The sequence below is a fragment of the Butyrivibrio sp. AE2015 genome (assembly GCF_000420825.1).
Classification (GTDB): Bacteria; Bacillota; Clostridia; order Lachnospirales; family Lachnospiraceae; genus Butyrivibrio.
Window position 1 is genome coordinate 1 of sequence record NZ_ATVR01000018.1, and the last position, 12,540, is coordinate 12,540.

Below are 12,540 nucleotides of genomic sequence, written 5' to 3' on the forward strand. Positions count from 1 at the left end.
TTTTTTCTGTACACATGCTTTCTTTTTATAAAACAATCATTGACGTTTAGATGAAAAGGATGATTTGGGCATATAGCGCTTAAAAAACTTCCGGCCTAAAAAAAACGGCTATATGCCCATTTTTACTTTTTCAATCCGATGTGGGATAAGTGTTATAAAATGGTTCTTCTTATCCCACAAATTTAACCAAGGCAAGTATAAAAGTGGGAAAAATATTACAATTCTTCCGCACTTATCCCACATACAACATTATGGACGAACAAAAATATGATCCGAATAAAAGAAATATACCGATCAGGTCATGTATTTTACAATAAGATGGGTATAAAACCTTATGTTTTCTAATCTTCTCCAAGGCCCATGTTGATTCAATTTCAGCCGCCTCTACTGTTCTAGGAATTGGAACCCGAGGCACCTTAAACCAGCCACACCGTAAGGTGCTTGCCATTGACGGGTTCTGAGGAAAACGCTACAATGCTGAATCTGACGGTGAGATTAAATCTACTGTTCCCATCATCCTCACCGTCGGCGAGGTATAGACGGCGTTTGCCTCAGGCTCAGTCAATGGTGGCGTACTCAGCCGCAATCTAAGCTTTTCTTATAATAAAAGAATCGCCACACTGTCCGCATTTACTTACGCATATGCAAAAAAAGAGCATTTAGGCAAGAAGAAAAAATCCCTTGCTTAAATGCTCTCAAAAATTTCATTACTCGTAACTATAATCAGATAAACTTTCGACAATAACCGGATCATCGGCATTTATAATCTGATAATTATCTATATATACCTTCACAACGCTATAGTATGAAGGATCGCTGGCCATGGTCATTCTGTCAAAGCCGGCTGTAATAGCATATCCTACCCCTTCATCGAAAGTGTTATTTGGTACTATGTAGCTATGATAACTATTTACATAGCTGTCTTCAGAAGAAAGAGACACCCCATAGCTGTCAAAATCCTGGTATTTCCATTCAAGATCATCGCTTATGTCTATATCAGTAAAAAGAGCTCCCTCTTTAACCTGGCACTCGATAACAGATGTTCCTGCTTCTTCAACCTGTTCATCATCTCCGGTATTCCCCGTAAACTGCATTATTATAAATGCGATCAGTCCAAAGACAAGCATCCCTGCAAACATAAAGCCGTAGAGCTTAAAAAATGCAATGGTATTCTTGCTGTGCAGCTCAGAATCTATCTTTCTCTGTTCTGATCTTACCTTTCTGGACTCACTCATCTGAGTGCCCGCAAAATCAAGAACTTCCTTAACAGCTCCGGTAACATCGATATTTACATTATCAGCGTGCTCGATAGTTGCATATTTCACATTGTAATTGTTTATGGCCTTTTCAATCACAAAAGAAGTCCCGCAAAAAGGGCACTTTGCTTCCTCTTTCGTCTTATCAACCTCAACTGTTCCGCCACACTGTGTACAGATCGCTGGAACCATTTTTACATTGTTATCCATAATTTCCCCCTCAGTAATTATTCACTATATGAATCACAATACTTTATACGAAAGATTTGATAATCGGGCACATAAGTTGTCTTTTATATTTTTCCGTATGATCATTCCCTAGCGGCTTCGTAGATCTTTTTAACATCGTTTGCATCAAGTGGCCTTATTCTTGAAAGCTTAACTGTCCCCTGCATGGTTGCGTCAAGAGATAGAGCCTCCAGATCTGCATCGGAAGGATCTATTCCAAGGTCCTTCAAACTTACAGGCATTCCAATGCTCTTAAAGAAATCTACTGTTTTTTCTATGCCTAAAAGAGCTGTCTTTACTTCGTCACTTTCACAGATTCCCCAAACCTTTTCGGCAAATCTTGCAAAACGAGGCACCGCACCCTTATACAGTTCTTTTGCCCATGAACCCCAGACTGCAGAAAGGGAATCACCGTGTGTCACATCATAGCGGGCAGAAAGGGCATGTCCCAACTTATGAACAGAAAAATCCTTTCCTCTTCCGCATTCTGTAAGATTGTTATGAGAAAGGCTTGATGCCCAGAAAACTTCGCACATAGCATTATAGTCAGACGGATCTTCCACTATTTTTTTACCATTCTTAATAACTGTGCGAAGAAGTCCCTCAGCGATCTCATCTGTCATATCACACTGAATATCCGGAATAAAGTATCTCTCCATTGTGTGCATCATTATATCTGTTACGCCGGCTGACAGCTGGTTTTTGGGGAGAGTCATTCCAAGGGCAGGATTTACGATTGCAAACCTGCATCTGTTGAAATCAGTGTTGATGCCGGCTTTCTTACCCAGGTCTTCATTGGTCAAAACTGCAGAATCGCTCATTTCGCTGCCTGCAGCTGCAATTGTAAGGACAGCGCCCACCGGAAGAGACTTGGTAAGTGGAACCTTCCTTGTCCATAATGACCACAAATCCTGATCGGAATTGGCAGTTCCATGTGCGATTGCCTTTGCAGTATCTATGGCACTTCCGCCGCCTACGCCTATTATCATATCTGCGCCAAAAGATAATGCCTCTTTTATACCTTCTTCGGCATGTGCCAAAGTGGGATTTGGCTTAGCGCCTCCAAATTCTTTATATTCAACGCCGGCATCGGCCAAAGACTTTTCTACTCTGCCAAGAAGTCCGCTCTTTATAACGCTTCCCTTGCCATATACAAGAAGTGCTTTCTTTCCATATTTACATGCAGTTTCGCCAGTCTGCTTTTCTACATCTTTTCCAAAAATCACCTCGGTTGGTGCGTAAAATTTGAAATTTTCCATATATTCCTCCTATTCGTTACACATCTGCTGACTGTCATTCTCACCTTGATCATTCTCTCATGTACTTAAACACTTTCAGTGATTCAAGCGGATTTCCTTCAAAATCAAACATGGCCTGATTATCCCATGAACAGCCGCCATAGTATTTTCCGGCATCTTCAGGATCATAATCTGAAGCAAAGCTGCTGGCCCAGCCACTGCCATATTTTTCCCAGATTGGTGAATTGTCTGAAGAGGCAGGACCTACAGGAATCCAAGTGCCTTCCCAGTAGAATATTCCTGTGGCTCCAACTTCATTTACATGCTTACAGATATCGTACAAAATAGATGCTTGTCCATCAACAGATACTTCATAGCCCTCTACTGCATCATTTGAACCAAAACTATTACCGGATCCATCTCCATCTTCTGTTGTATAAGCATATGATGTTTCAGCCAAAAAAGCCTTCTTTCCATATCTCTCCTGTATCAATTCCAGAACGCGGCTCATATTTTCCATGCTTCCATCCCAGAATGGATAATAAGACATTCCAATCATGTCAAAATCAAGGTCATTATCAACAAGCTTGGACACAAGATCAAGGACATCTGCTTTATCTGTTATTCTCGTGTAGTGAACGACTATGCTCATGTCATTATCATATTCTTTAGAAACTTCCCTGACCGCCTTACTTCCGGATTTAAGAAGAGTAATTACATTTTCCAGTTTGGTTTCTCCGGACATTCCATAGTTTATCTCATTTCCAACTTGAACCATTCCTACATCGACACCAGCATCAAGCATCTGACTTAAGGATTCTTTAGTAAAGTCATAGAGTGCCTCGCTCTTTTCCTCAAGTTCCATACCCTCCCACGCTTTAGGAGCATGCTGCCTTTTGGGATCTGCCCAGAAATCTGAATAGTGGAAATCAATACAAACCTTCATTCCGTATTTGGTAGCTCTTTTTCCAAGTTCAATGGCTGTAGGAACATCATTGTTACCTCCCCCGTAGCCATTACCGTCTGAATCATATGGATCATTCCACACGCGCAACCTGATATAATTTATCCCAGCTTCCGACAATGTCTTGAATACATCCTGTTCCTGACCGTCAAATCCGTAGTATTTCACACCACTGTTCTCCTCTACAAGAACAGAAGAGGCATCCATTCCTAATATAAAATCATCAGGAAGATCTTTAATTGCCACTTTCCAATCTGTTTCAGACTCGGTGTTTTCAGAAGTATCGGTAGAAGAGCTCTCTTCTTCACTACTTAACAGTTGTGCCGATTCTTCTAATGTGCTGCCCTGTTTCCCGGTGGGCTTACCGGCATTAGAACATCCCGTCATCAACAACGCCACGCTAATAACGCAGCACAATACTTTTTCCATCTTTCCTTTTTTCATCTTTATTCCCCTAAAAATGTAGTTATTTTCAATCAGCAGTATTAATTATATACATTTTTAGTGTGATTTTCTCATCAAAATGGCAATACAAAAAAAATAAGAGGAGAAATGTCTCCTCTTTACCTTTGTTCATCTGTGAAAAGAACAGGTAATGTATCTTCTATTTCTTAACTTAATCATCATTAGGATTTTAAACAATATATTCATCTTTTTATCCTCCTCAATTGTTTGATGATTAATTATACGAATGAATATACAGTTTGGCAGTTTTAGTTATGATTATTTATTTGACCTACTACTTCCTCATAATCCGGAATTGATGAAGATGCCCCTACTCTTGATACTGCAATTGAAGCAGCCATAGCAGCCTGTTCCATTGCGTCATTTTGACTTAAACCAGCTGCTATTCCTGCGAGAAAATAACCAGTAAAGGTATCGCCTGCAGCCGTGGTATCAACAACCTTGCACTCAAAGCAAGGCTGAAAATAAGTGACGTTTTTATCCTGATAAAAAGCTCCATTACTCCCTAGCGTAAGGATTATTGCTGTGTCAGGATATTTTTGAGATAATTCCTTCAGAATTTTGTCCTTATCCTGTTCTCCCGTCAGCGCGTTTCCTTCTATCTCGTTGAGAATCAGCCATGTCACTGATGACAGGTCAAGATTTCGCAACTCATCATTCATAGGTGAAGGATTGAGCATTATTTTCATGCCCTTTTGTTTTGCTAGAGTCATAAGGTAATCAATGTCGTTTATTTCATTTTGAAGTACGAGAACATCTCCCTCAGAAAAATCATCAATCACTTTATACATCTGATCTTTTGAATTTTCAAAATTGCTTCCTTTGAATAGGATGATCGCGTTTTCACCTTTTTTATCTACCTGAATATTTGCGTGTCCTGTTGGAGAATCCGAGACTTCAATGTATCTGCAATCTACTCCGCTTTTTTCCAATGCTTCTTTTAAAAAAAGGCCATCCTCTCCTATAGTTCCTGCATGGTAAACATTAGCTCCTGCCCTGGCAAGCGCAATTGACTGATTCAGACCTTTTCCACCCGGAAATATATCCATCTTAGTTGAAGAAATTGTCTCACCCGGTGTGACAAAATGCTCTACCTGGTAAACTCTATCAATGTTTAATGAGCCATAGTTTAATATTTTCATTTTGCCACCTCCGTAGCTAGATAAATAGTCTTTGCTTAAATAGTGAAAGATATCTCCTGGAGTCTGTATCAATTGCTATATTTATTGTTGAAGAGCCTTCTTCAGAACTTTTGAGTCTTATTGTTTTTCCGCGATCATTTCCAGTCAAAAGGACTTTTACTTCTGACTTCTCGAACTCAACAAATGATTCATCAATTAGAGTTCCTACAGTCAATGGATCGTGAAGAACAGGACATTCAAATTTATAGTGATTATACCAATCATCCAACATATGAGAAAGCACGATAGATCCACGGCTTCCGATACTTCTAAACTCCTCAACATCAGACTGAACAAGTTTGCATTTCATAGTTACATCAAGCCCAACCGCATATACAGGCGCTCCACATGTATATACCACTCTGGCAGCTTCAGGATCACAGAGAATGTTCCACTCGGGAACATCCTCTGTAATAAATCCACCCATAAGTACTATTCTCTTGATTTTTGAGATAATTTCCGGTCTTTTTCTGACTGCCATAGCAATATTTGTCAAAGGCCCTATAGGGACAAGTGTAATTTCTCCCGGATACTTCAAAACAGACTCAATTATGAAATCCGGCCCCCAGCCCTGCTCATAATCAAATGATGACATACTTTTTTCATCGTACTGGCATGGAGTAAAGCTATCTATACTCTCAGTAGCAAGCAGTGGAATATCACATCCTGCATACACAGGAATGTTTCTTACTCCATAAGAGTCAAGAAGTGCCTTAGCCATTTTTGCACGCAAGCTCGAATTCCTAAATACAGTCGTTATACCAAGAAGCTCTATTTCATCGGATAATGTGGCCAAAACTATGGCAAAAGCATCGTCGATGTCATCACCGATATCAGTATCAATTATTATTTTTTCTTTAGCAGTCATTTTTGTCATCCTTTATTTATATTTTGGCCAGCTTCTCTCAATTCCTAAGGCCTTTTTTGCATTTTGGAATCCATCATTATCGTACTCAACAAGCTTATCAAGTCCCATTGACTTAAGGGTCTCCACATCTTTGTCATATAAAGATTCAAAGTCAGCTTCAGGTGCAACAACAAGCTGTGCAATAGCGCTTGTTCTGAACTCAGCAATCTTTACGCTAAGTTGTGACATTTCCTGCTTTCTTGAATCAGTTGGATCAAATTTCAGTCCTGCAGCATTAAAGTCATACGCATATTTCATCATCGGTCGTTTAACTATAGTGTCGCGAGTAGCAAGAATCTTTGGGTCTGTAGGATCAGTTTCAAAATGCCTTGTAAATGCGTAGTTAGCCAAAAGATTCATAGCACTAAGGCTATACTTCTTTGTATCTCCTGATGCTAATGCATCATTATATTCATCTGTGAAAACAGCTTTTCCATCAACAAGATTATATGTAACGCCCTCTTTTCCATATGTTGTTGCCATTTGGCCCTCGTCACTTAAAAGCCAGTTAATGAGCTTGGCAATTTCCTTTGGATGCTTAGTGCTCTTGGAGACGCAGGTTGTAAGCCAGCCAAATCCCCTGATGTCCTGTAGTACCGGATCTTCACCCTTACTGTTCTTAAGTACAACCGGTACATATACTGCATTATTGTCTGAATCATATAGTGTTTCCATTGGTGCAACAAAATCCTGAGGCGCTGTTATCTGACAGAATACGCGTCCACTTGCTATCTTCTCATTTACAAGTTCTCTTGTATCTGAGAAATTTGCATCCGAAATCAGTCCCATATTGTAAGCTTTATTAAGGAACTGCAATGCTTCTTTATAATTTTCGTTTGTAAAATCGTAAACATAGTTTCCATTTTCATCTTCATAAGGGGTAGCGAAATACTGTGACAACCAAAGGATTGAGTTTCCGACACCTTCATATAGCTGAATTGGAATGATGTCTTGTCCCTGATACTGTCCTATCTCATTTTTAACTTTAAGGCAGGCATCCAGAAATCCTTCCGGTGTTGACATATCAGGTGAACCAATTGCTTCATATAAATCTTTTCGTATAGTTATGCATCCATTTGGAAGAAGTTGTTCTCCTTCGTCAAGATCTTCATTAGAATATGCAAAGTTAGGAAGAAGATAGGTTTTTCCATCAGATTCAGCGAACCAGTCAAATACATCATCCCTTATATTATCTTTCATCTCAGGACAATACTCATCCATAAGATCGTTATATGACCAAATATACCCTTCAGTTGCCATCTGATATGTAAGCATTCTAGAACTATCATCCCACCAACCTTCAACCGTGATTATATCAGCCATCTCATCCGATGCTATCATTGCAGAAAGCTGTTCGCTATCATCACTTGCAGGAACTATGAAATTGATCTTAACTCCTGTAGCATCCATGATCATTTGAGAAGTTAAGTCCTCCCCAAAACCAACTCCACCCCAAGACCAATAAGGAAGATCAACATACCAGTTGATTTCTGTTATCTCTCCAGATGATTCCTCTGTAGTATTATCCTCTTTCTGTACGGTGCTATTTGATACTGTTTCGTTTGATGATCCACTTGTTACTTCACCAGCAGTGCTTCCGCATCCTGCTACACATGAAATTATCAGTGATAATGCTAAAAACAATACAGATTTTCTTTTCATACAAAAACCTCCATTTTTATAATTGCTATAAGGCTACTTGCAAAAAGGCGCGCATCTCTTTGCTTTTTAACCTTTCACAGCTCCAATTATTACTCCTTTTGAAAGATACTTTTGAACAAAAGGAAAAACAAAAAGCACAGGTAGCATGTTTATTACTATCGCTGCATATCTTATTGTTGTAATACTAGTAGTTCTAACAACCTGCGCCGGGACCTTTGTTGCCGCTTCACCTTCCGCCATCGATGCCTCTTTTATCAATTTTACAAGGAATAGTTGCAGTGTTTGTAGGTTACTATTCGATGTATATACCATTGAGTCAAAGAAAGAATTCCAATGGAAAACTCCAATCCAAAGAGCTATAGTTGCAAGAACCGGTCCTGATGAAGGAAGATAGAGTTTGTAAAAAATCTGCCATTCACTTGCGCCGTCAATCGCCCCGGCTTCATGTATTTCTTCCGGAATTTCATTATAAAAATTTGAAAAAATTATCATGTTAAAAACTGAATACAATGAAGGAATAATATACACCAAAAATGAATTGATCAGGTGTAACTTACTAAAGACCAGATAAGTTGGGATCATTCCCCCGCCAAAGAACATGGTAAAAATATTGAACCAATAAATCTGCTTTCTGAAAATCAGATCCTTTCTGCTCATTCCATATGCGACCAAAGCTGTAAAATATGTGCCTGTGACCGTTCCAATGACCGTTCTGAGACAAGTGTTTTTTATTCCGATCAAGAGTCTTTTATCATTAAAAACCATTCTGTAATTATCAAAAGAAAGCTTTCGAGGAAAGAAATAAATCCCGCCTCTCATATAGTCCATTCCCTCGTTCAGTGAACCAGCTAATACGTAAATGAATGGAAAAATGCATATTAAAGAAATTAAGATCATAAAGATTGAAACTATCACTTCAAATGGCTCGATTTTCTTTTTCACTTCTTTATCCCCCTACAATCTAGTACAAGCCTCTTCCTAATAGCTTATTTGAAATGAAATTGCCTAAAGATATGAGAATAAGCGATATTATTGATTTAAACAAACCAACGGCCGTAGTAAATGAATACCTTCTCTGAGCTACGCCTATCTTATATATGTAAGTATCAAGTACTTCACTTTTTGAAATATTAAGAGGATTCTGAAGAACAAATATCTGATCAAAATTAGACGATAATAAACCGCTCACTGCCAAAAGAAGCATTACCACAATAGTTCCTGTAATGCAGGGGATAGTGACATAAACAGTTTTCTGAAACCTTCCTGCACCATCAATTCTTGCAGCATCGTATAAAGATGGGTCTATCCCCGCAATAGCTGCTATATAAATAACAGCGCCCCATCCGAGTCCTTTTATTATGGCGCTGACTATAACAATTCCCCAAAAATACTCCGGCTTAGATGTAAAGGCTATTGGTTCAGCAATTATATGAAGGGATCTTAGAACCTGATTGACGGCACCTCCTTCAGGAGATAAAAGACCTATCAATATTCCTCCAAAAACGACCCATGAAATAAAGTAAGGAAAATACGTGACACTCTGGACAATCTTTTTTAATCTTTCAAAGCTAAGTTCATTTAAAAGTAAAGCAAAGATAATTGGAACCGGGAAAGATATTATAAGCTGTAAGACGTTAAGACCTATCGTATTTGTCATGATAGCTTTAAAGTCTGGATCATTCAAAAATGCTTTAAAGTTTTGAAATCCAACAAACTTTGATGTTCCAAGGGCTCTACTGATATTCATCGCATAGTCCATATCCTTGAAACCTATGATAATTCCAAGCATTGGCATATAGCAAAAGACAACTAAAAAAATCACCCCAAGCATAGCCATGATAAAGACTGAATAATTAATTCGCTTCCTATGCCCTTTCCTTACTTCCATCTGTATCCCCTCCAATATTTTTTACACTATTACGTTCGATGAGTTTTGGCTCGAAAATGATCTTATCCCTTTTATAATCGGGGTTATTTATCATTTCTACTACTTTTTCCACTGCACATTTCCCCATTTCCAATGCAGGTTGACGAATAGTAGTAAGCGGAACTTCCATGAATTCTGAATAGGTTATATCATCAAAGCCAACTATTGATAAATCCTCTGGGATTCGCAGCCCCCTTTTTCGAGCTGCCTGAAATACTCCAAAGGCCATTAGATCATTACAAGCAAATATAGCCGTTACTTTTTTTCTGAAAAGGCTTTCTGCAAGCTCAACTCCATCACTTATATGATAATTTCCTTCTTTAACCAAGCAATCATCGTACTTTATTCCGGCTTTTGAAAGAGCTTCGACATACCCCTGGTATCTTCGATAAGAATTAAGCATTCCAAGTGGGCCTGTGATACATCCAATTTTCTTATGACCATTTTTAATCAGGTAATCAGTAGCGATAAATCCTCCACCTTTATGGTCCAACGAAATCCCCAAGTATTTATCGCCGGTTTTTGTCCTGTCTAATATAACAAAGGATTTCTGGCAACTATCCAACAGCTTAAAGCATTCTGGGCTTTTTTCATCTTTTCCTCGCCCTGACGGGACCAAAATCACGCCATCTACTCCTCTATCCAGTAGTGCTCTTAGGTAATCAAGATCTTTTTCTGTTGAATCATTGGTATTGCATAGAAATACATTGTATCCAAGCTCAGCTGCTCTGTTTTCAGCGCCCTTCGCAAGCTCTCCAAAGAAAGTATTACTAATATCCGGAATGATCAGCCCAATAGTATTTGTTTTTTTTGTAATAAGTCCAACTGCGAGCTGATTAGGATGATAGTCAAGTTCATTTGCTATCTTTATGACTTTTTTCTTCGTAGCATTTGAAATACGCATCTCGCGCCCGTTTAACACACATGAAACTGTTGTAATTGAAACTCCAGCTTGTTCTGCTATGTTTTTTATCGTTGTTCTCTCCATGTCATATTCCTCTGCTAAAACGATTTAACATAATCATAAACTTACGTTTTAACGTTTTCAATATTTTGAGGTCTTCACCGAAAGATTTAGTGCTAAAACATTTTAGCGTTGACATTATATTTTTATTTTGTGATACTTTTTTTAGTTGGGAGGTAACGATCATGACATATGACAAGATATTGAACAGTGAACTTCTCTACGTTTTAAGCAAATTGGGACATACACAGACCATCTGCATTTGTGACTGTGGGCTTCCTATTCCTGCAGGCAAAACAATAATCGATCTTTCGTTCATTCCCGGATGTATTGATTTTCTAACAGTCTATAACGAGATAATCAGGAATTCTCCCTTTGAAAAACTGTATTACGCAAAAGAAACTGCGACAGCTAATGCTCCGGTTATTAATGTAATAGAAAAAACTGATATAGAAAAAGAATCTATTACACATGAAGAATTAAAGGAAAAGTCTCGGGACTGCTATGCATTCGTCCGTACAGGCGAGTGCACACCATATGCGAACGTTATATTGCAAGCCAAAACTATATTTTAAACTTTAGCAAGTTGTTGGCTCCCCTATTTGTGGTATACTCAATCAGGAAAAAGCATTCTTTCAAAATACAGGAGGAAAATGATGTATTACGTACCAGAGGGAACTACACTTGCTGGATTCTATGAATGCAGCGAATGTGCTAATAGATTCTTATCAACAAAGGTTGGCCCAAGTATCGTTTGCCCATACTGTGGCAAAGAACCTGACATGGAAATAGGTCCTGATGAGGAAATGCCGGTCGTAAAAGAAACAGCCAAGCTTTTGCAGGTTGTTGAGGGAAAAGAAGAAGTTGAGCGCATGGATGCACTTCTATCCTTAGCTGTGACCGGCGGAGATTATGATTGGATCTGATACATTAGATCTTTTACAGGATTGAAAATGTTGGGAATGTGGGGAATCAAGCAATGAAATTAAATGAAATAAAATGCCCAAATTGTATGGGTTCTGACGTAGAAGCTGCAGGAGAAGGACTGATGAAATGCCGCTACTGTCAGACAACCTTTGCGATTGATTATGATGAAGAAGATGCTGCAATGGACAAAAGCCGCATCGAACTCCAGATGCAAAGAGAAAAGTTCGAGCATCAGGATAAAATAAGAAAAGATGCGAAAAAATCCAGGCTCATAGCCTGTTTTACTCTTCTGATCGTCATCTTTGTTATCGTTGCTGTCTATATTATCAATTCCAAAGAGGAGCAGAAAAATCAGGAAGATTCGGCTTCTTTTGAGGAAAGTAAAGCTGCATCAATAACCTATGTGTCCGATTTTTCAGAAATACCGGATGATCAATTTGATGAAATACAAAATCTTGCCATGGACGCTGCTCAAAAAGGAATCGACATCAGTACAATAAACGGATTGACTGCAGACACCCCTGAGTTATGCGCCAGCTATCTTCTTACAGCCAAAGAGGGTGACGACAACCGCCTGGTCTTTGTGTATAAAGACACCTGGCACAAGAACTCTGATTCAATCGAAACCTATGTATTCTACTACATTAAGGACCTTCAGCTACTTTCTGACGGAACCGTTAAATACAACGTATATGTGCAAAATGAAAATAGCAGTTTTATATGGAATAATAATTTCATTGATGGAGAAAAGAGCTTTGATCTATGCTATACCAAAGCAATCTCTTCAAACGCTGATTTTAATGTGAAAGAAAAGTAGCGCG

The 12,540-nt window shown here is 38.7% G+C and carries 12 protein-coding genes; 3 read left to right on the plus strand and 9 right to left on the minus strand.

Annotated features, from left to right (window positions below; all coding sequences use genetic code 11):
• Window positions 1–707: 707 nt before the first annotated feature.
• From G585_RS0109885 to G585_RS0109925, 9 genes are all read right to left on the minus strand, one after another.
• Window positions 708–1,466 (minus strand): hypothetical protein, encoded by a 759-nt coding sequence (locus G585_RS0109885; protein WP_022774708.1) that lies wholly within the window; start codon window positions 1,464–1,466, stop codon window positions 708–710.
• Between the two features lie 101 nt (window positions 1,467–1,567).
• Complete coding sequence (locus tag G585_RS0109890) at window positions 1,568–2,743, minus strand: iron-containing alcohol dehydrogenase (RefSeq protein ID WP_022774709.1); 1,176 nt, start codon at window positions 2,741–2,743, stop codon at window positions 1,568–1,570.
• Between the two features lie 49 nt (window positions 2,744–2,792).
• Entirely contained in the window at window positions 2,793–4,130 is a 1,338-nt protein-coding gene (locus G585_RS17765; protein ID WP_022774710.1) for a glycoside hydrolase family 53 protein, read from the minus strand.
• Between the two features lie 269 nt (window positions 4,131–4,399).
• Window positions 4,400–5,293 carry a ribokinase gene (locus G585_RS0109900; protein WP_022774712.1) on the minus strand — a complete coding sequence of 298 codons (894 nt, stop codon included), beginning with the start codon at window positions 5,291–5,293 and terminating at the stop codon, window positions 4,400–4,402.
• Between the two features lie 16 nt (window positions 5,294–5,309).
• Window positions 5,310–6,200: a nucleoside hydrolase gene (locus tag G585_RS0109905; RefSeq protein WP_022774713.1), complete on the minus strand. Its 891-nt coding sequence runs from the start codon at window positions 6,198–6,200 to the stop codon at window positions 5,310–5,312.
• A 12-nt stretch (window positions 6,201–6,212) separates the two neighbouring features.
• Window positions 6,213–7,901: an extracellular solute-binding protein gene (locus G585_RS0109910; RefSeq protein ID WP_022774714.1), complete on the minus strand. Its 1,689-nt coding sequence runs from the start codon at window positions 7,899–7,901 to the stop codon at window positions 6,213–6,215.
• Between the two features lie 66 nt (window positions 7,902–7,967).
• Window positions 7,968–8,843 carry a carbohydrate ABC transporter permease gene (locus G585_RS0109915; protein ID WP_022774716.1) on the minus strand — a complete coding sequence of 292 codons (876 nt, stop codon included), beginning with the start codon at window positions 8,841–8,843 and terminating at the stop codon, window positions 7,968–7,970.
• Between the two features lie 19 nt (window positions 8,844–8,862).
• Window positions 8,863–9,789, minus strand: a complete 927-nt coding sequence (locus tag G585_RS0109920; protein ID WP_022774717.1) for an ABC transporter permease — start codon at window positions 9,787–9,789, stop codon at window positions 8,863–8,865.
• A complete protein-coding gene (locus G585_RS0109925) occupies window positions 9,767–10,816 on the minus strand; it encodes a LacI family DNA-binding transcriptional regulator (RefSeq protein WP_022774718.1) in 1,050 nt (349 codons plus the stop codon). Before G585_RS0109925 ends, G585_RS0109920 begins: the two co-directional genes overlap by 23 nt.
• 161 nt (window positions 10,817–10,977) lie before the next feature.
• On the opposite strand from G585_RS0109925, the gene rbsD reads away from it, so the two are divergent.
• The 3 genes from rbsD (at window position 10,978) to G585_RS0109940 (ending at window position 12,536) form a co-directional block, all read left to right on the plus strand.
• Window positions 10,978–11,367, plus strand: coding sequence for a D-ribose pyranase (gene rbsD, locus G585_RS0109930; RefSeq protein ID WP_022774720.1), 390 nt, complete (start codon window positions 10,978–10,980; stop codon window positions 11,365–11,367).
• 81 nt (window positions 11,368–11,448) lie between these two features.
• A complete protein-coding gene (locus tag G585_RS0109935; RefSeq protein WP_022774721.1) occupies window positions 11,449–11,718 on the plus strand; it encodes an atrial natriuretic peptide clearance receptor(ANPRC) in 270 nt (89 codons plus the stop codon).
• A gap of 53 nt (window positions 11,719–11,771) precedes the next feature.
• Complete coding sequence (locus G585_RS0109940; RefSeq protein WP_022774723.1) at window positions 11,772–12,536, plus strand: hypothetical protein; 765 nt, start codon at window positions 11,772–11,774, stop codon at window positions 12,534–12,536.
• The last annotated feature ends 4 nt before the right edge of the window (window positions 12,537–12,540 follow it).

Excerpts from the sequence above, each read along its gene's own strand:
- G585_RS0109905 (WP_022774713.1), bottom strand. The coding sequence starts at position 6,200 with ATGACTGCTAAAGAAAAAATAATAATTGATACTGATATCGGTGATGAC.
- G585_RS0109940 (WP_022774723.1), top strand. The coding sequence starts at position 11,772 with ATGAAATTAAATGAAATAAAATGCCCAAATTGTATGGGTTCTGACGTA.
- G585_RS0109885 (WP_022774708.1), bottom strand. The coding sequence starts at position 1,466 with ATGGATAACAATGTAAAAATGGTTCCAGCGATCTGTACACAGTGTGGC.
- G585_RS0109900 (WP_022774712.1), bottom strand. The coding sequence starts at position 5,293 with ATGAAAATATTAAACTATGGCTCATTAAACATTGATAGAGTTTACCAG.
- G585_RS0109935 (WP_022774721.1), top strand. The coding sequence starts at position 11,449 with ATGTATTACGTACCAGAGGGAACTACACTTGCTGGATTCTATGAATGC.
- G585_RS0109920 (WP_022774717.1), bottom strand. The coding sequence starts at position 9,789 with ATGGAAGTAAGGAAAGGGCATAGGAAGCGAATTAATTATTCAGTCTTT.
- G585_RS0109925 (WP_022774718.1), bottom strand. The coding sequence starts at position 10,816 with ATGGAGAGAACAACGATAAAAAACATAGCAGAACAAGCTGGAGTTTCA.
- rbsD (WP_022774720.1), top strand. The coding sequence starts at position 10,978 with ATGACATATGACAAGATATTGAACAGTGAACTTCTCTACGTTTTAAGC.
- G585_RS17765 (WP_022774710.1), bottom strand. The coding sequence starts at position 4,130 with ATGAAAAAAGGAAAGATGGAAAAAGTATTGTGCTGCGTTATTAGCGTG.
- G585_RS0109890 (WP_022774709.1), bottom strand. The coding sequence starts at position 2,743 with ATGGAAAATTTCAAATTTTACGCACCAACCGAGGTGATTTTTGGAAAA.
- G585_RS0109910 (WP_022774714.1), bottom strand. The coding sequence starts at position 7,901 with ATGAAAAGAAAATCTGTATTGTTTTTAGCATTATCACTGATAATTTCA.